Origin of the sequence: Salinicoccus luteus DSM 17002 (assembly GCF_000712035.1) — a bacterium.
Lineage (GTDB): Bacteria > Bacillota > Bacilli > Staphylococcales > Salinicoccaceae > Salinicoccus > Salinicoccus luteus.
On sequence record NZ_KL544008.1, the window covers coordinates 37,217 to 55,858 of the forward strand.

At 53.5% G+C, this 18,642-nt stretch carries 20 protein-coding genes; 10 read left to right on the forward strand and 10 right to left on the reverse strand.

Features of this window, described 5'->3' with window-relative positions; all coding sequences use genetic code 11:
- Positions 1-23 precede the first annotated feature (23 nt).
- Complete coding sequence (locus BO53_RS0110030) at positions 24-644, forward strand: SCO family protein (RefSeq protein ID WP_031547796.1); 621 nt, start codon at positions 24-26, stop codon at positions 642-644.
- Positions 641-1,213, forward strand: a complete 573-nt coding sequence (locus BO53_RS0110035; RefSeq protein WP_031547798.1) for a hypothetical protein — start codon at positions 641-643, stop codon at positions 1,211-1,213. Before BO53_RS0110030 ends, BO53_RS0110035 begins: the two co-directional genes overlap by 4 nt.
- Before the next feature lies 1 nt (position 1,214).
- Here the strand turns inward: BO53_RS0110035 and BO53_RS0110040 are convergent, their stop codons facing one another.
- The 4 genes from BO53_RS0110040 to BO53_RS0110055 all read right to left on the reverse strand — a co-directional run bounded on the left by BO53_RS0110040 (position 1,215) and on the right by BO53_RS0110055 (position 3,855).
- Positions 1,215-1,916 (reverse strand): Crp/Fnr family transcriptional regulator, encoded by a 702-nt coding sequence (locus BO53_RS0110040; protein ID WP_051683089.1) that lies wholly within the window; start codon positions 1,914-1,916, stop codon positions 1,215-1,217.
- A gap of 179 nt (positions 1,917-2,095) precedes the next feature.
- A complete protein-coding gene (locus BO53_RS0110045) occupies positions 2,096-2,887 on the reverse strand; it encodes a DsbA family protein (protein WP_031547802.1) in 792 nt (263 codons plus the stop codon).
- A 13-nt stretch (positions 2,888-2,900) separates the two neighbouring features.
- Positions 2,901-3,269, reverse strand: a complete 369-nt coding sequence (locus BO53_RS0110050; RefSeq protein WP_031547804.1) for a globin domain-containing protein — start codon at positions 3,267-3,269, stop codon at positions 2,901-2,903.
- Entirely contained in the window at positions 3,253-3,855 is a 603-nt protein-coding gene (locus BO53_RS0110055) for a CYTH domain-containing protein (protein WP_031547806.1), read from the reverse strand. The genes BO53_RS0110050 and BO53_RS0110055 overlap by 17 nt, the downstream gene beginning before the upstream one ends.
- A 119-nt stretch (positions 3,856-3,974) precedes the next feature.
- Between BO53_RS0110055 and BO53_RS0110060 the strand changes: the two genes are divergently transcribed.
- The 6 genes from BO53_RS0110060 to fabI all read left to right on the forward strand — a co-directional run bounded on the left by BO53_RS0110060 (position 3,975) and on the right by fabI (position 10,072).
- On the forward strand, positions 3,975-4,319 hold the full coding sequence (locus BO53_RS0110060; protein ID WP_031547808.1) for a UPF0738 family protein: 345 nt from the start codon (positions 3,975-3,977) through the stop codon (positions 4,317-4,319).
- 27 nt (positions 4,320-4,346) lie between these two features.
- On the forward strand, positions 4,347-4,970 hold the full coding sequence (gene yjbM, locus BO53_RS0110065) for a GTP diphosphokinase (protein ID WP_031547810.1): 624 nt from the start codon (positions 4,347-4,349) through the stop codon (positions 4,968-4,970).
- Between the two features lie 36 nt (positions 4,971-5,006).
- Positions 5,007-5,801, forward strand: a complete 795-nt coding sequence (locus tag BO53_RS0110070; RefSeq protein WP_031547812.1) for an NAD kinase — start codon at positions 5,007-5,009, stop codon at positions 5,799-5,801.
- A 75-nt stretch (positions 5,802-5,876) separates the two neighbouring features.
- A complete protein-coding gene (mgtE, locus tag BO53_RS0110075; RefSeq protein ID WP_031547814.1) occupies positions 5,877-7,250 on the forward strand; it encodes a magnesium transporter in 1,374 nt (457 codons plus the stop codon).
- Positions 7,251-7,260: 10 nt separating this feature from the next.
- On the forward strand, positions 7,261-9,120 hold the full coding sequence (locus tag BO53_RS0110080) for a cation:proton antiporter family protein (protein WP_031547815.1): 1,860 nt from the start codon (positions 7,261-7,263) through the stop codon (positions 9,118-9,120).
- Positions 9,121-9,304: 184 nt separating this feature from the next.
- Positions 9,305-10,072, forward strand: a complete 768-nt coding sequence (gene fabI, locus BO53_RS0110085; protein WP_031547817.1) for an enoyl-ACP reductase FabI — start codon at positions 9,305-9,307, stop codon at positions 10,070-10,072.
- A 187-nt stretch (positions 10,073-10,259) separates the two neighbouring features.
- Here the strand turns inward: fabI and BO53_RS0110090 are convergent, their stop codons facing one another.
- The 3 genes from BO53_RS0110090 to BO53_RS0110100 all read right to left on the reverse strand — a co-directional run bounded on the left by BO53_RS0110090 (position 10,260) and on the right by BO53_RS0110100 (position 13,190).
- The gene (locus tag BO53_RS0110090) at positions 10,260-10,772 is read right to left on the reverse strand and encodes a YjcG family protein (RefSeq protein ID WP_031547819.1); all 513 of its coding nucleotides are present in this window, start codon (positions 10,770-10,772) and stop codon (positions 10,260-10,262) included.
- A 66-nt stretch (positions 10,773-10,838) separates the two neighbouring features.
- Positions 10,839-11,564: an alpha/beta hydrolase gene (locus BO53_RS0110095; RefSeq protein WP_031547821.1), complete on the reverse strand. Its 726-nt coding sequence runs from the start codon at positions 11,562-11,564 to the stop codon at positions 10,839-10,841.
- Between the two features lie 66 nt (positions 11,565-11,630).
- Positions 11,631-13,190, reverse strand: a complete 1,560-nt coding sequence (locus tag BO53_RS0110100; protein WP_031547823.1) for an alanine/glycine:cation symporter family protein — start codon at positions 13,188-13,190, stop codon at positions 11,631-11,633.
- A 161-nt stretch (positions 13,191-13,351) separates the two neighbouring features.
- Between BO53_RS0110100 and BO53_RS0110105 the strand changes: the two genes are divergently transcribed.
- Both BO53_RS0110105 and BO53_RS0110110 read left to right on the forward strand, forming a co-directional pair.
- On the forward strand, positions 13,352-14,449 hold the full coding sequence (locus BO53_RS0110105) for an AI-2E family transporter (protein ID WP_031547825.1): 1,098 nt from the start codon (positions 13,352-13,354) through the stop codon (positions 14,447-14,449).
- 125 nt (positions 14,450-14,574) lie between these two features.
- On the forward strand, positions 14,575-15,309 hold the full coding sequence (locus BO53_RS0110110; RefSeq protein ID WP_031547827.1) for an MBL fold metallo-hydrolase: 735 nt from the start codon (positions 14,575-14,577) through the stop codon (positions 15,307-15,309).
- Positions 15,310-15,451: 142 nt separating this feature from the next.
- On the opposite strand, the gene BO53_RS0110115 is transcribed toward BO53_RS0110110, so the two are convergent.
- Genes BO53_RS0110115 through BO53_RS0110125 form a run of 3 tightly spaced genes read right to left on the reverse strand, consistent with a single transcriptional unit; the run spans position 15,452 to position 18,527 of the window.
- Complete coding sequence (locus tag BO53_RS0110115; RefSeq protein ID WP_031547829.1) at positions 15,452-17,014, reverse strand: ABC transporter permease; 1,563 nt, start codon at positions 17,012-17,014, stop codon at positions 15,452-15,454.
- On the reverse strand, positions 17,011-17,901 hold the full coding sequence (locus tag BO53_RS0110120) for an ABC transporter ATP-binding protein (RefSeq protein ID WP_031547831.1): 891 nt from the start codon (positions 17,899-17,901) through the stop codon (positions 17,011-17,013). The genes BO53_RS0110115 and BO53_RS0110120 overlap by 4 nt, the downstream gene beginning before the upstream one ends.
- On the reverse strand, positions 17,898-18,527 hold the full coding sequence (locus tag BO53_RS0110125; RefSeq protein WP_031547833.1) for a TetR/AcrR family transcriptional regulator: 630 nt from the start codon (positions 18,525-18,527) through the stop codon (positions 17,898-17,900). The genes BO53_RS0110120 and BO53_RS0110125 overlap by 4 nt, the downstream gene beginning before the upstream one ends.
- Positions 18,528-18,642 lie beyond the last annotated feature (115 nt).

Below are 18,642 nucleotides of genomic sequence, written 5' to 3' on the forward strand. Positions count from 1 at the left end.
CAATAAGAAAGGAGGCCAACCGCATGAAGAAGGATATTATTTCCATCATAGTCATCCTGCTGCTGGGAGGCCTTCTGTTCTACATTTCCACAGACGGCTTCCGGATCTATACGATTGAAGCGGAGCGCATCGAATCCCTGAAAAGTGAAAAGCCCGAGTTCCCGGATGTGGACGTCGTCGACAATACCGGCCGCGCGTATCCATTCGATGAATTCCAGGGCAAATACATCCTCATGACATTCATCTATACATCATGCGAAACTGCCTGTCCGATGATGGAGGCGAACATGAAGGCGGTATATGACACATTCGATGCATCGGCCTACGGCGATGACCTTGTATTCCTCAGCACGTCGTTCGATACCGAACGCGATACGGTGGAAGTGCTGGACCGCTATGCGGACTACTTCGATGCAGACGGGGAAACGTGGCGCATGCTGAGGGTGCCGGAGGCCCGGGACCTGGACACGGTGCTCGATACGTATGGGGTCACCGTCATTCCTGAGGGGGATGCCGATTATCAGCACAACACATCATTCTATCTGATCGGTCCTGATGGCAGCCTCGTCGAGGTGCTCGACTACCGGGATATCGATGGGGCCGTCCAGGCGCTCGATAGGCACGTAGGGGAGGGCACGTCATGAAGCAGTTCTGGTATGGACTCGTACTCTTCCTCTTCCTTGCACTGCCGCCTGTCAGGCACCTGCTCGAATCGATCATGGCATTCCACATGCATATGCAGATGCCGCTGCTGTTCGTCTCCGGGCTTCTGATGGCACCATTCTTCATGAAGCGGTTCAAAAACTTCTTCGACCAGTGGAATGGAAGCGGGCTGCCGGGCGTCATCCTCTTTCTCGTCATCGTCCTGTACTGGATGGTGCCGAAGGCGATGGATGAATCGCTCGAGATCATGGCGGTCGAAGCCTTCAAGTTCATCTCGCTGCCATTCCTTGCCGGCGTCCCGCTCCGGGACAGCTGGGTGAGGATTGGCAAGGCGACGGAAAGCGTCCTGCTGCTCGCGCTCGCCATACTGTTCAGCATCATGGCCTACCTCTACATCCTCTTCGAGAGCACATTGTGCAACAACTATCTGCTCGTCGACCAGAAGACGGTCGGCTGGGGCTTCGCCTTCTTCAGCCTGTGCCTGATACTGTACCTTGTGCTGACATTGTTCACCGACCAGTCCCAATACTACGACGAAGCCTCCACCTGAATCAGGTGGAGGCTTTTAGGTGCTTATTCAGATTCGGGATATGCACGACGAGAAAACCGTCCGTATCCTCATCGATGATGTTCATTTTCTTGAAGTGTGTAATGTTGCGGCTCACCGTCTCCCGGGACGTGCCGATGATGTTGGCGATGTCCTGCTTCGTCAAGCGCGTTGATATCCGGCTGTATGTCTCATCGATCACCTCGCCATGGTTCGTCAGCAGGCGTTCGAGCAGCAGCAGGATCTGCTTGTCTGTCGAACGGAAGATCTTGTCCTCAAGGCGCTTCTGCAGATCCACGATCAGCTGTCCGAGTGTCCGGAACATCTTGATCGACACTTCCGGGTGGTCCATCAGCAGCTGCTCGAAACCCTCCTTCGGGATGGTGATCAGCTCCGACGTCTCGGCGGTGATGGCGTTTGCGGGGTATGAATCCTCCCGGAACAGCCCGTGGTGCGGGAACATCTCCCCCGACTGGAAGAAGTTCACGATCTGCTCCCTCCCGGAGGCATCATTGCGGTAGATCTTCACTTTGCCCGATGCGACAAAATAGACATGGTCCATCGGTTCATTCTGCATGAATATATGGGTGCTGCGATAGAACTTCCTCTGGTTTGAAATATCCACGATCAGCCCGAGCTCATCATCCGTCAGTGAGCGGAAAATTTCAATCTGAGCAAGCAGCTGTCCGAGATTGCTTCGCTGCATCTGTGATACCTCACTTTTCTTTTGGCTATATCATATCATACTGGCACGGACGGGGGCGGTCTACTCGCCATTGTGCCATCCACGCCGGTTCATTTTCCCGACCCATCACCTTTCTTCCTCCACAAAAAAGGGACACCATCCCTGGCGTCCCTTCAAATCCAATCTTAAAAATAACAATACTATCTTCCGAGGGAAGATGTGCCACCCCGTATCTGGTAGTACATGCCATCTTCCGTTTCAACTTCCTCCACGAGCCGCTGCAGACGCAGCTTCTTGAGCTCGTTGAGCAGAAGGCCGGTCCGCCATTCGAAAACGGTCTTCAGTTCGTGGAAGCTGACCACTTCATAGGATTCGATATAGTCGCAGATGCTCGGCAGCGGGTGTTTCTCTATCTCTTTTTCGATGAGTTCGTTGATGATGTAGGTATATATATGGTAAGGATAGACCCCTTCTACTTTGACGCCTTCCGCCTCCACGTCCCCTGAGAAGAAGATCATGGCGGGCAGTTCTTCGACGTCCATCTCACGGTAGACCATGAGATCGCGTTTCAACAGGCTGCGCACATCCTCGGAGTGTGCATCTGTTGTGAAAGCATTGACATCCAGGCCGGCGAGCCTGGCGCTTTCTTCCATGTGTTCGATTGTACATATATTTCTCGTCGGTACAATACGATTGAGTACATAGCGCATGAATGCACGTGCCTTGTTGCGCCCCTGGACTTCCGCGGCCTTGTAGGCGAGCGCGAGGTTGTCGATGTCCGAGGTGGACTGGGCCTGGCATTTTGTCAGCACCTGCAGTGACGGCGCCAGTATCTTCTTTATCGTCACATGGCCGCGATATTCGAGCAGCAGCTTGTTGATGATCGGTTCCATTGCGCGGCAGTCATCTGAGAACGGGTCGAAAAAGTAAAAAATTTCGATATAATGGGATGTCGGTTCAATTACGAGTGACTGTGTTCCAGTTCTATTCATGTCCTCACCCTACTTAATCTATTGAATTCACCATATGGTTCGCTGTCAGTGTGTAACGTGCCATAATGTATGTTTTCAATTCCTCTTCAAGCCCTACGTCATTCATGGCCCGGTCCATATTCTCAAGCCATGCTTCCGCCGCTTCCGGCGTAATGCGGAATGGCACATGGCGTGCCTTCAGCATCGGGTGGCCGTATTCCTCGTTATAGAGGTTCGGTCCACCGAGAAACTGCGTCTGGAAGAGCTTCTGCTTATAGGCCGTTTCAGTCAGATCATCCGGGAACAGATGGTTGATGCGCGTATCCTCTGCAACGTAGCCGTAGAAGATATCGATCATGCGGTACAGCTTGTCCTGTCCGATCTCCTTAAATGGAATTGGCATAATTGTCACCCGATCTGATATCCTGCAGCTTATTGTAGAAGCGCTCGACCTTCGTCACTTCCTTCCTGCGTTCGATGCCCTGTGCTTCAAGGAGGTTCAGGAAGTGCGTCTCTCCCTTGTCGTAGTTGTCGACTTCGAATTCGAGTTCGAAGTCCTCGGTGTCGAGATAGCTGTTCTTATCAAGTACGAGCAGCCCCTCCTTATAGTCGGTTTCGCGCCGTTCGGTTGAGAGGGCGCCGTATATCTTGAGCTGCGTAGTGTCTATATTGAAACGTTCGAGTTCACCGCGGATAAGCTCGGGCAGTTCGTCTGTGCGGATGTTGCGGTCGAAGTTCAGATCGCTCTCCACTTCACCGTGGTATTCCATCACGCCTTTCCCCGTCGGCTCCTTCAGCGTCATAATCTGCTTTCCGCCTGTATCCCTGATCCTCAGCAGCAGGCGGTTGTGTTTCATGTCAAGATCTGGGGTATCTATATAGAAGTTCGTCTGCACAACCGGCTGTGTGTTTTTGAACAGCGCTTCATGCAGGCGTCCGTATTCCTCCCCGGTCAAAAGGTTCTTGAATTCTATTTCGAGTTCTTTCATCAGATCCACTCCTTAATGTATATTATCTTAAATTTGAAATGCAGTGTAAAGTAAACAGTTTCCTACGTTATCAAATGCGAGATACTATGGTAAAATAAATTGCGCAAGGAGTGAAAATAATGGATATATATGTAACGGAAATCAAATTTGAAGATGCGGCATTGAAATGCTACGCAGAAGCGGACACACAGGGACTGAAGGCAGCAGCACGCATGATCGTCGATTCTGATAACATGGCGTTCATATACATGCTGGACGACGGGGAAGCGTTCAGACGGGTTCACTTTGTAAGGGAAACGTGGTCCATGCTGAAGGCGCACCACGGCGCTGAGGTCATCCTGAATACGGATGTCATCCTGACGGATTTCTGGGATGAACTGGACTATCTGATTGAAAATATTGAGGACAACAACAATTATGGGGAAGCTTTTGAGAGTGCAGTCAGGGAAGAGTTCATACAATAGAACGGATTTAGGACTGGAGTGTAAGTGATGGAACAATGGGAGAAGTTTCTTGCACCTTACAAGCAGGCTGTCGAGGAGCTCAAGATCAAACTGAAGGGGATGCGTCAGGATTATCAGCTCACGCGCCAGTCCTCTCCGGTGGAATTCGTGACGGCACGGGTGAAGCCGGTACAGAGCATCATAGAGAAGGCCAGTGCGCGCAACATCCCGTATGACCGTCTGCAGGAGGGCATGTATGATATCGCCGGTGTCAGGATCATGTGCCAGTTCGTCGATGACATCGAGCTGATCTGCGCCCAGATCCGCAACCGGACGGACATGAAGGTTGTCGAGGAGCGTGACTATGTGGCCAATACGAAGGAGAGCGGCTACCGTTCGTACCACCTCATCGTGGAATATCCGGTGGAGCGCATCGGCGGCGCGGTGACCATCCTTGCGGAAATCCAGATCCGCACGCTGGCCATGAACTTCTGGGCGACGATCGAACATACACTGAACTATAAATACAGCGGGGAGTACCCGCCGGAAATAAAGAAGCGCCTCCAGAATGCGGCTGAGGCGGCGTATCTTCTCGATCAGGAGATGTCCGAGATCCGCGAGGAGATCCAGGATGCCCAGAAGTACTATACGAAAAAGCGGAACATACGCTGATCCGATACAGACAAAGCTTGAGGAAGGTGTGGCTATATGAAGTTTTTCATCGTTTCCAAAGGAGACACGAAATCGAATGCATTGAAGGATAAAATGATGAACTACATGGTGGATATGGGGATGACCCCTGATGAGAAGGCACCCGACATCGTCATTTCGGTCGGGGGAGACGGCACGCTGCTCCAGGCATTCCACCGCTATCAGCACCTTCTTGATCACACGGCGTTCGTCGGTGTACATACAGGGCATCTCGGCTTCTATGCAGACTGGCTGCCACAGGAAGTGGAACGGCTCATCATCGCAATACAGAACGACGAATTCCAAGTCATCGAATACCCGCTGCTCGAGACGATCATCCGCTACGAGTCGGAGGGTACGGAAACGCGCTATCTGGCGCTTAATGAAGCGACGCTCAGGACCGACAACGGGACGACGCTCGTCATGGATGTCGACATACGCAACCAGCATTTCGAACGGTTCAGGGGGGATGGCCTGTGCATCTCGACACCATCCGGTTCGACCGCCTACAACAAGGCGCTCGGCGGTGCGCTGATCCACCCGTCTCTTGAAGCGATACAGATTACGGAGATCGCATCCATCAACAACCGGGTGTTCCGTACCGTCGGTTCGCCGCTCGTCCTGCCGAAGCATCATACATGCCAGGTGCTGCCGGTGAACAGCGAAGTCTATCAGATGACGATCGACCATATCAATCTCGTGCATAAAGGCGTCAAATCGATCCAGTTCAGGGTCGCGGATGAAAAGATAAGGTTTGCCCGGTTCAGGCCGTTCCCATTCTGGAAGAGGGTGCACGACTCCTTCATATCCTAGGATGAAAGCACTGTCATGGTGCTTTTTTGGTTTAAGCATCCTTTTTAAAAAATAATCCCAAAGGGTGGTGGCATCATGGCTGATGTTGTAGAAATGACAGAAATGGAACGCGAATATGAAACATTGCGCGCCCATCTGAGGGAAGGGGAAATGGATCTTTTCCGGGAGGCTTTCTTCGAGCTGCACAACTATGAGCAGAGTGAATTCTACCTCGAGCTTGAGGAGGCGGACCGTCAGACGATGTACCACTTCCTCAGCCCGGAGGAGGTGGCGGAGTTCTTCGACAGCCTGGAACTCGATCCGGAAGAGTACGATGCGCTGTTCGAAACGATGAATGCCCGGTATGCAGCAAGCATGATCGGTGCGATGCAGTATGATAACGCCGTCGATATACTGAATGAAGTGTCGAAGGAGAAGCTCACTTCATTCCTGACGCTGATGGACCGGGAGGACGCCCGGGAGATACGCACGCTCATGAACTATGAGGAGGACACGGCGGGCGGTATCATGACGACGGAATTCGTCAGCGTCACCTCCCTCATGACCGTGCGGGAGGCCATGCGGCACCTCAAGCAGATGGCGCTTGATTCGGAGACGATCTACTATGTGTTCGTCGTGGATCCGGACCAGAAGCTTGCCGGGATCCTCTCCCTCCGTGAACTGATCATTGCGGATGATGATGCCTATATCGGCGACATCATGATCGAGCGTGTCGTATCCGCCCGCGTATCGGACGACCAGGAGGAAGTGGCCCGGATCATGCGGGACTACGACTTTCTTGCGATGCCGGTCGTGGACTACCAGGACCACCTGGTCGGCATCATCACGGCTGATGACATCATGGATGTCATGGACGAAGAGGCTCACGAGGACTATTCCAGACTTGCCGGTATGAGTGAGATCGAACCGGCGTCGGACTCTTCATTTTCCACAGCGAAGAAGCGGCTGCCGTGGCTCATCGGCCTGACGTTCATGGGCATGGTCACTGCAGCGATGCTGACGACATTCGAGGACACGCTGGCCCAGGTCGCCGTTCTCGGTGCGTTCATCCCGATCATCGGCGGCATGGCCGGCAACAGCGGCACACAGTCGCTGGCCGTAGCGGTCCGCGGCATTGCGACCGGCGAGATAAAGGACACGAGCAAAATAAAACTGGCCCTCCGTGAGATGGGTTCCGGCCTCATTACAGGACTTGTATGCGGCCTGATCATATTTGGCATCATTACACTCTTGTATGATTCGCCGATTCTTGGTATCATCGTCGGAGTCAGTCTGCTGATTGCGATGACGCTGGCCACACTGCTCGGCACACTCGTGCCGCTTCTGATGAGCCGGCTGAACATCGACCCGGCAGTCGCCAGCGGCCCATTCATAACGACAGCAAATGACATCATCAGCCTGCTCGTCTATTTTTCGCTTGCGAATGCATTCATGTCGTATCTGCTATAAGGAGTAACCTATGGAACATGGACCATCTGTAGTATCATTGGCGATTGTCGTCCTGGCGGCACTGCTTACGCCAATACTGATCAGTCGCCTCAAAGTAAGTTTCCTCCCGGTTGTGGTTGCGGAGATCATCGTCGGGGTCATCATCGGAAGATCATTTCTCAATATCGTCGATGCAGGTGACCCGTGGCTGAATATCCTCTCCACGCTGGGTTTTATATTTCTGATGTTTCTCAGTGGGCTCGAGATCGACTTCGATGCCTTCACCCAGAAGTCGTCCGCCCAGAAGAAATCGAAGGTTTTGAAGCGTCCTCTGCCGAACACACTTCTACTGACCACCGGCATATTCGTCGGCATCCTGACGCTCAGCCTCCTGTTTGCGCTCATGATGCGGGGATTCGGTGTATTTGACGACGTCTTCCTGCTCGTCATCATCATCTCCACCATCTCCCTCGGTGTCGTCGTTCCGACATTGAAGGAGGCGAACCTCATCACGACGCAGATGGGTCAGGTCATCCTGCTCGTCGCCGTCATCGCGGACCTTGCCACAATGATCATGCTGGCATTCTATTCACAGCTGTATGCGGATGCGAGCCAGCCGATCTGGCTGATGACGATACTCGTCGGTTTTGCGATCCTGTTCTACCTGCTGGGGCGGGTCATGAACCAGTCGCATTTCATCAAACAGCTGAACAACGGCACGATGCAGATCGGCATCCGGGGCGTATTCGCCCTGATCATCATGCTCGTGGCGCTTGCTGAAGGGGTGGGGGCAGAGAACATCCTCGGCGCCTTCATCGCCGGGTGCATCGTCAGCCTGCTCAAGCCCGACCAGGACATCGTGCACAAGCTCGATTCCTTCGGCTACGGGTTCTTCATCCCCATATTCTTCATCATGGTGGGTGTGGACCTCGACCTGCCGTCGCTGTTCTCGGACAGCCGGGTGTTCATACTGATCCCGGTGCTGCTGCTCGCCTTCCTGCTCAGCAAACTGGTGCCGGTGATGGTGCTGCTTCGGTACTTTGACATCAAACGGGTCACTGCGGCAGGGTTCCTGCTGACGTCGACACTGTCGCTCATCATCGCGGCCGCCGTCATCGCCGAGCAGATCGGCATGATTACGAATGCGGAAAGCGGCATGTTCATACTGAGTGCCGTCATCGCATGCATCATCACACCAGTCGTCTTCAGGCAGCTCTATCCTGAAGGGGAAAATGAGGACCGCGTAATCAATGTGACGGTCTTCGGCAACAATCAGCTGACGGTGCCCGTGTCGCACAGCATCGCCGGCGGCCTGTATCATGTGAAGCTCGTCTTCCATAAGAACTATTCGGATTCGAGGGAGAGGAGTACGGAGAATCTGAGCTTCCACGAAATTCCGGAATACTCGGAGGCGGCACTCGATGAGATCGATGCATTCGATGCCGATATCGTCGTGCTCGGCGCCAATGATTCCGACATCAACTGGCGTGTGGCCGAGATGGCGGAGGATCGGGGTGTCGAGCGCATCATCTACCGCGTCGACGATCCGACGCAGGAGCGTGCCGTCAAGGAGCGCGGCTATGAACTGTTCTCGACGATGCTCAGCTCGAAGACGCTGCTCCGTGGCCTGATTGAATCACCCAACATGATGCAGCTCCTCTCGGATGAGGAGACGTCCATCTACGAAATCCAGATGAACAACTACCGCTATGATGAAATGCTGCTCCGGAACTTCCCGTTCACCGGAGACATCATCTTCCTGAGGATATTGCGCGGCCAGGAATCCCTCGTGCCGCATGGCGATACGCCTCTGCATGTGGATGACCGCATCTTCATGACGGGAACAAGGGAATATGTGGAGGAGTTAAAGCGAGAGCTCGAACTCTACTGATGGAAATGGCGTGCATCCGATGGTCGGGTGCACGCTTTTCTGTTGGAGGGGAATTGTGCCCGTCCCATATTTTCTGTTGCATTTCACCTTGAAAAAATGTAGATTAGTAGTAGGTACTAATAACAAACGATAATTGGTAGTGTACACCGTTACGCACAATTAACAAAAAGGGAGTTTATGACTTATGAATCTCGAAGGTAAAACTTTTGTCATCATGGGTGTTGCCAACAAGCGCAGTATCGCATGGGGCGCAGCGCGTGCACTCGATCAGATGGGCGCAAAGCTTGTATTTACGATTTTAAATGAACGTTTCAGACGTGAACTGGATAAACTGCTCGGCGATCTTGAGGGTGATCACGATATCATCGTTGAATGCGACGTGACGAACGATGAGCAGGTCGAAGCGGCATTCAAGGAAATCGAAGAGAAGACGGGCGGCATCGACGGTGTCCTCCACGCCATTGCCTATGCAGGCAAGGATGAGCTGCAGGGGGGTTACAGCGAGACGACACGGGAAGGCTTCAAAAATGCACTCGACATCAGTGCATATTCACTCGCGGTCGTTTCCAAGCACGCCAAGACGATCATGAACGAAGGCGGCAGCATCGTTACGATGACCTACCTTGGCGGCGAACGCGCAATGCCGAACTACAACGTCATGGGTGTTGCGAAAGCGGCCCTCGAGTCCAGCGTACGCTACCTGGCCCTCGACCTCGGTGAATCCGGCTTCCGCGTCAATGCAGTATCCGCCGGCCCGATCCGTACACTGAGTTCTTCAGCAGTCGGGGACTTCAAGTCCATCCTCAAGGAAATTGAGGAGCGCGCACCACTCAAGCGCAACGTCGACCAGCTCGAAGTCGGCAACACAGTGGCCTTCCTGCTCAGCAATCTCTCAAGCGGCATCACCGGCGAAGTGCTCCACGTAGACTCCGGCTACCACATCATGGCGTAGAACCATATCAATAGGACAGCATCCCCTCCGGGGGTGCTGTTTTTTTGGGATGTAAAGATGCCGGGAGGACCACTTGCAGCCGCAGAAAAATGGATGGAGAAACAGCGCCCGTACTCCTCCGGGATGACACAAAAAAGCCTGCCACCCAAAAGGGAAGCAGGTTCACATTCTCATTCATTTCATCAGACTATCCTTCGCCAAGCCTGTACGTCTCGTAGACTTGCCATACGCCGTTTTCCAATTGGTAGAGGAGGCTGATCTTATCGAGCGTTTCCTTATGCTGGATGCCGATCATGCTCAAGTGGCCGAAGATGTCCTCGTACTCCTGTGTCGTCTGGCCCTGGGCGATTGTAAGGTGTGGGACGAATGGATGTTTATTCTCTCCATAGAAGTCACCACTGTTCAATGTGTCATGCAGGGATTGGAGTTCCTCATTCTTTTCCACCTTGAAATAGATGACAAGGGAATTCGGTGAAAAGCTGGAAACCTTCTTGATCTCGATTTCAGTCGGCTTGTGCTGCTTTGCGATTTCCTTCAGATGCTTCGCAATCTCCTCTTTTTCCGATTCATCTGCTTCAAAGCGGTCCTTGATTGTAATATGTGGGGGAATAAGTGCGTAGTGTGCATCATATCTTTTTCTATATTGATTCACTTTGTCTTGTAGTTCTTTGGATGGAAACATCGCTACCCCAAAATTCATCGTAATTCCTCCCTACTTGATTATATAATTCATTATATCAAAGTTTTCTCAAAATACCACAATATTCTAACTAAGGAAGTGGCGGAGCGCCGGTTCAAGCTCAGGTTTCCAAGTCTTCCATATATGGCCGCCCTCAAGCTCACGGTACGTGTACTCCAGCATCTGGGTGGAGAGATATTCGTTGAGTTCGCGGTTCGGCGTCAGGAAATCGGCCTGTTCACCGGAAATCGTTTCGAAGTCATCCTCCTCGAGGCCGATTGTATGATACAGATCGAGATGCATGAGCGACATCTGGGATTTGAAGCGCTCGATGAATGCATCATCGACGAATGGGCTCAAGGCGAGCGCATTCGAGAATGTCGCCGGATATTTGGCCGCAACTGAAAATGCAAAACTGCCTGCCATTGAATCGCCCATCAGGGTCCGGGAGGTGCCGACCTTCATAGTCGGGAAATTTTCATCGATCCAGCTGATGAGCTCCCTTGCCACGAAGGTTACGAAGTCTTCGTGATGTTCCCCATTCGGGTCGAAGTAGTCATAGCGCCAGTCGACGCTCGGGTAGGGCACGCCGACAATGATGGCGCGGTCGATCTCTTCGGCTTTCCTCAGTTTTTCGTAGGTACGTTCAATCTGGCCGTACCTGAAGAAATCCTGTGAATCGAATGTGATCACCACCCGATGTTTATAAAGGTCCGAATAGTTTTTTGGTAGATAGTATTGGATTTCATAAGTTTCTTCCAATGTCTCCGATTTGAAATCAATACTGTGTATCTTTCCTGGTGTCATGTCCATAATAATACCCCCTCATGGTCATTTTACCAATAAGGGGGTATATCTGAAACATATAACATCTACAAATTATCGATCGATGTTCTTGAAGTCCATATTGTACTCTTTTTCATCTTCTAGGCGTTTCGGATAGTCATGATGCCAGAAGTCCGCTTCCTTCACTTCTGATGGATCTGGTGAATAGATGGCGAATTTTCCGGAACCCTTCTCCTTCTTCTGACGCTCGAAGTCCCTGAGGGCGGCAATCGCCGGCTTCTGCAGTATCAGTATGGCAATGACGTTGAGCCATGCCATGAGTCCGACACCGAGGTCGCCCATGTCCCATGCGAGCCCGGCCGAACTGACTGTACCGTAGAATACGGAGGCAATCAGCAGGACACCGAGCAGGATCTTGGTGATCGGCCAGCGGCCGTGCGTCAGATAGACGAGGTTCGTCTCTGCGATGTAGTAGTATGCAAGGATGGTGGTGTAGCAGAAGAACAGCAGTGCGAACGAGATGAAGTAGGAACCGAAGCCTACGAAGTCAACATCGAACGTCTCCTGTCCGCTGAACGCCCGGTCGAGACCGGCCTGCGTATAGGCGACTGTGCCGCCGTAGTTCTCTTCACCATCCGGTGATACCTGGTGGACGCCGCTGTCGACGATGAGTCCATCTTCCCCGTCGGATACATTATACATGCCCGTCATGAGGATCATGAGCGCAGTGGCCGTACATACGAAAAGTGTATCAACATATACCGAGAATGCCTGGACGAGCCCTTGTTTTGCAGGGTGGGAGACTTCTGCAGCACCTGCTGCGTGCGGTCCTGTACCCTGTCCGGCTTCGTTGGAGTAGATGCCGCGCTGGACGCCGATGGCGATCATCGCACCGACGATGCCGCCGAACTGCTGCTCCATGCCGAAGGCACTTCTGAAGATGAGTCCGAACAGTGCCGGAACATCCTGGATGTTCATGATGACGACGACGATGGCGACGATGATGTAGACCAATGCCATGAACGGGACGACGGCGGATGCAACGCGTGCAATCGACCTGACCCCTCCGAAGATGACGAGTCCGACGAGTATGACGAGTGCAGCACCGATGACCCAGTGCGGCAGCGGGAATGAGTTCGTCATTGAGCCCGCGATCGAGTTGGATTGTATGCCCGGAAGCAGGAACCCTGTCGCAAGGATGGTCACCAGTGCGAATATGGCGGCATAGATCTTGCCGAGCTTGCCGCCGAGTCCTTTTTCTATGTAGTAGGCCGGGCCCCCACGGTATTGGTTGTCTTCATTCTGCTTATAGATCTGGGCCAGTGTGGATTCGACGAATGCACTGCCTGCGCCCAGGAATGCGATGAGCCACATCCAGAAGATGGCACCGGGACCACCGATGAAGATGGCTGTTGCCACACCGACGATGTTACCAGTGCCGACACGTCCGGATAGTGATATCGCAAGTGCCTGGAAACTCGAAATGCCGACTGGTGATTTCTCCCCTTGGAACATCAGTCGGATCATTTCCTTGAAGTGTCTGATCTGGAAGAAGCGCATCCTCAGGCTGAAGTAGAGCCCTACAGCCAGGAGGCCGTAGACGAGCGGTGAACTCCATACCAGACCATTCAGAAAATCTACGATTGTCTGCATAGTTATTTTCCCCTTTTCCCTTTTCCCCTTTGTCATGAAGATTCTGACAATAATTATATTACTTGTACTTTATGCATTTGTCCACATATATTTTATTGACTTTTGCATTATTATGATACACTGAATAAAACTTTTAAAAATGTAAGTGAAGGAGCAATAGTATGACAAATAAAGTTTGGTTCCAAACCGGTATAGCAATCATCATAACGCTTTTGATCATCATGCTCGTCATCCGGGTCCAGGTCATCTTTGAACCGGCTTTGACGGTCGTGACGACGATATTCGTACCTTTGCTTTTGGGCGGTCTGCTCTACTATATCACCGAACCCATACAGCGTCTGCTGGAGCGGCGGGGTGTGGGCAGGCTGACGAGCATCCTGGCCGTGTTCGTCATCATCGTGCTTGTATTGACGGCACTCGCCATGATCATCGTACCGATGGTCACCCAGCAGGTCCAGAATCTGATTTCCCGGGCGCCCGCGATCCAGAACGACATCCAGGACCTCTTCAACGTCATCCTGTCCTATAGGGACCGCCTTCCGATCGATCCCCAGCAGTATGTGCAGGATGCACTGGATCAGGGATCCCAGATGCTCTCCAACCTGGCGAGCAATGCCTTCACCATCCTGACCAGCACGGTGAGCATATTGATCACGCTTATCCTGATTCCGTTCTTCTTCTTCTTCATGCTGAAGGATCACGAGAAGTTCATTCCATCCATGGTCTCCCCATTCAGCGGTACAACGAAGCAGTTCATGACCGAGATGATGTATGATGTCGACCGGACACTGCGTGCCTTCATCCAGGGGCAGATGCTGGTCAGCTTCATTCTGTGCATCATCCTCTATATCGGTTATGCAATCATCGGTCTGGATTATGCACTGCTGCTTGCGATATTCGCGCTCTTCATGAATCTGATTCCATTCATCGGTCCATGGGTGGCCTTCCTGCCGGCAGCGCTCCTTGCTGTCATCCAGGACCCGATTCTGCTGCTCTGGGTATCGGGCATCACACTGGTCGCCCAACAGATCGAAAGCAACCTGATTACACCGAACGTCATGGGCCAGACATTGAAGCTGCATCCGCTCACGGTCATCACCGTGGTGCTTGCTGCAGGAAATATCGCCGGATTCATCGGCATGCTGATCGCCATACCGACTTATGCGGTCGTCAAGACGATCATCCAGAATATCTGGCGCTACCGCAGCAACCTCAGGGAGACGATGCTTGCCAAGACGAACGACACTGGTCTCGAGTAGCGATGGGACGGGCGGGGGCGACCCCGCCCTTTTTTGATGGAATTATCCAGATGGCGGCGCATCACCGCTTGTGAGGCCAGAAAAATGGGTAAAAGGGATAGTAGAAGCCTATAGGGGATGATGCCATGAAAGTCACCATTGTTGGAATGTGGAACAGCTTTCCGAACGGTATGGAGCCGACATCCGGCTATCTTGTGGAACAGGACGGGGTCAGGATACTGATAGATGCAGGAAGCGGCATCGCGGGCCATATACAGAAATATATCAGCATACATGACTTGGACTACATCTTCCTATCCCACTATCATCATGACCATGCGGGGGATGCCGAAGCCTTCATGCTCGCGCGGAAGGTGGCCCGGCAGCTGGGGCGTGTCGACCGGAACCTCAAAATCTACGGACCGGAAAGCGGTACGCTTGCCAAGACCGTCCGGCGTGCGAAATACAGCACTTTTCTGCCCATACGGGCACAGAAGATCTATACCATTGGGCCGTTCAAGCTGGAGTTCCACCGCAATGAGCATGCTGTAGAAACCTATGCCATCAGGGTCACGGACAACAACGGTGCCGTATTCGTCCATACATCGGATACGTGCTACCGCGGCAGCCTCGTCCGCTTCTCCTTCGGTGCAGATCTGCTCATCACAGACAGCAAGCTGTACGAAGGATACGACGGAAAAGTGGAAGGGCACATGAACGCCGAAGAAGCCGGCCGGCTTGCATCCAAGGCGGATGCCCAGCTGACGATCCTCTCCAACCTGCCGCATCATGGGGAAATGGAAGTCCTGCTGGACAGCGCCAAGCAGCATCCGGCCGGCAACATCCGGCTGGCAGAAGCAGGGATGACGATTGAAATCTAGAAGTGCATGAATAAGGTCTGGACACCGCTCGGTGTCCAGACCTTATTTAGTATGTGTGGATATTCATGGGGCTGTTCCTTATTCATTCACCATGGGAGGTGCTGCGGCTTTCGGTTGAGCCTGAACACCAACCTTCCGCCGGTCAGCCGACATCTCTTCTCCTGAACAGCAGCACGCCCAGGGCCATCAGCACGATGCCGATGGCGGTGACGATGCTCCAGGCGGCCCAGTCGATCGATTCCTTCGGCACTTCGGCCAGGTAATGGAACGGTGTCGCCATCCGCCAAGCATCATCCAGTCCGATGATGATGCCGAGATAGTTGACGAAGAAGGCATACAGCAGATAGAACCACACGACGATGTGGAGGCGGGCGGAAATGCCGATCAAGAGCATCGACAGCCCGACGAACAGGATGATGGCTCCGCCGTAGTTGACGGCGATGAGCATATAATCGCCGAGTGTCATGTCGATGCCGCTGACGCCCGCACTGGCGCCATACATCCCAAGCATGGCCGCGACGACACCGACGAATCCGACGATTACCGCGTAGATGCCGTGGGAGAACAGCATCGTTCGGCGGCGGATACCCGCACTCTCGAGCCATTCGAGACGTCCGTGCTTCTCCTCGCGCAGGATGCGTCCGGAGATCATCAAGGCAGGAATGATGCCGATGATGGAGGTTATCAGCACGAGCACGCTGATGAACTGTGTGACGGGATCTTCGCCGGCAGCAGCCATGCTCTCTGCAAGGAATGCATTCTCATTGATGAAGGCATCGAGGTCGCCGAATATCGATCCGTATGAAGCGCCGATCAGCACCATGCCGATGAGCCAGCTTGCAACGAGTATCTTCATGCTGCCCATCATCAGGCGCGGATAGGAGCCGATGGCGCGCGGCTTTTTATTCATGGTGAAGTTCAGATGGGCGTCATCGAGGTCCCTTCCGGAAAATAGGATCCACGCCAGCCCGAACAGGAGCACGGTGATGAGGAACGGCAGCAGCCAGACCGCTTCATTGCCCGCAAACGGCTCGAGCCGTGTCAGCCAGTTGTATGGCGAGATGACGGACAGGGCCGGACTCGCAACATCGGTGATGGCACGGTAGAGGTACAGAAGGAGCAGGATGGAAAGGGAGACCCCGAACGTCCACTCCGAAGCCGGCAGGAGCTGCGCGAATACGAGCGTCAGTGCATAGAACATCATGCCGAACAGGCTGGTGCTGATGGCATACAGCGCACTGCCCACGAGTGTGAACGAGTCGTCCGGCGTCAGGAACAGGCCGGCGAATATCACGATGCCGAGGACCGCATTCATGCCGACGCCGACAAGGAGCTGGGTCATGAATATGGATTGGCGCGTGATGCCCGCACTGTTGACGTATTCGATCAGGCCCTGGTCCTCCATCTTGCGGCTGACCGAATTGGCGATCATGACGCTGAACAGCCCGTGGATGACACCCATGAATACGAGCATCTCATGGCTGAACATGACGGCGATCGTATAGGCACCCTCCGGCACCGGTCCGATCATCGCAATCAGCGCCGGATTATCCAGTGTCTCCCGGAGCACCTCGCGTTCGGCGGGATCGTCATACAGCCCGAAGAATGCATAGGGGACGATGAGCGTCAGGACACTGATGCCGATGATCCACAGCAGGATGCGGAACCAGGTGTCATCGAGTGTCAGCTTCAGGAAGTGTCTCATGACTGTTCACGCCGATCTTCGTAGTAGCGCATGAATATGTCCTCGAGCCTTGGCGGCAGCGACTCCAGATGGCTCGGCTGATGCGGGGCGAGTGCCTGCAGGAAATCGCCGACCGCATCGTTGTCGACACGCATATGCGTTCCCGCATCCGTCACCTCGTAGTCATGCACATAGGGCAGCGACTTGAGCGCATCGAGGTCCCCTTCCGCCTGGACGACATACTCGGTCCTTGTAATATGGCGCAGTGTCTCGAGGCGCCCGGTTTCGATGATCCGCCCTTCGCGGATGATGGCGATGCGGTCCGCCAGCTTTTCGACCTCGGAGAGGATATGGCTTGAGAGCAGGATGGTCCTGCCGTCGCGCTTTGCCGCCGTCACTTCCTCATGGAAAGTGCGCTCCATCAGCGGATCGAGTCCGGAAGTCGGCTCATCGAAGATGAGCAGCCGGGCATCGGAGAGGAAGGCGCATATCAGTGCCACCTTCTGGCGGTTCCCCTTGGAGTAGGCCTTGCACTTCTTCTTAGTATCGAGGCGGAAGCGCTCCACCAGCCGGTCCTTGTGTGCCGTATCCTGATAGCCCCGGACCTTCATGAAGAAGCGGATGACCTCCTCCCCCGTCAGGTTCCCCCACAGGTCGATGTCCCCTGGGACATAGGCGATGTTCTGCCTGTAGTGGCGGTTCTTCCTGATCGGTGTGCCGTCCATCAGTATTTCCCCGGAATCCGGAGTGAGCGCGCCGATGATCATGCGCAGCGTCGTCGATTTCCCGGCACCGTTCGGCCCGATGAAGCCGAAGATTTCGCCTTCCCTGAGCTCGAATGATACATCATCTGCAGCGACCGTCCTGCCAAACCGTTTCGTCAGACCTTTCAGTTCAAGTACTGTCATTGTCCTGCCTCCTTATAGTAGAGCGTACGCATTGTCCCGAGATAGCTTTCGAACCGGTCGAAGTAGGCATCGATCTGCCCGAAGTCGATCCCCTCCGCCTCGAAGTGCTGCTCCATCTCCCGGATGTAGCCGTCGAATGTCCAGCGGATCATCTTCATCATCGTCTCCCGGTCGATGTCGGACCGGAACAGTTCCATGTCGACCTTCTCATACATCGCATCGAGGTTCGATTTTCTGAGTGTCTCGAGCGCCTGCTGGTAGTCCTCAAGCAGTTCGGTCGCATAGAACATATGGGTCACGAACTGCGAGATTTCCGGGTGCTGCATGAAATATTTGTGCTTGACCCGCGACAGCCTGGCCAGCCTTTCGATGAAGCCCTCCTCCTCGAGACGCACCTGGTCGAGGAGGTTGATAGTGAAATGGTCGTAGGCATACCGGGCGGCACTCAAGTACAGCGAATGCTTGCTGTCGAAATAGTAGTAGAGCATCCCCTTGCTGATGCCTGCAGCCTTTACGATGCGATTGGTCGAGGCCTGCTTGTAGCCGTGCTTCGAGAACTCGGCCATGGCGGTGGTCAGAATGTGATACTGCTGGTCGTCATCCAGCCTTTTGAATGGCTTTTTCATGGGCGCCTCCTTTATATTGACCAACCTGGTCAACTCCATTATATTCCCATTGACCGAGGTGGTCAATAACTTTTTACACACAAGTCTTCGATATATGGATCAGTACAGAAAAAGG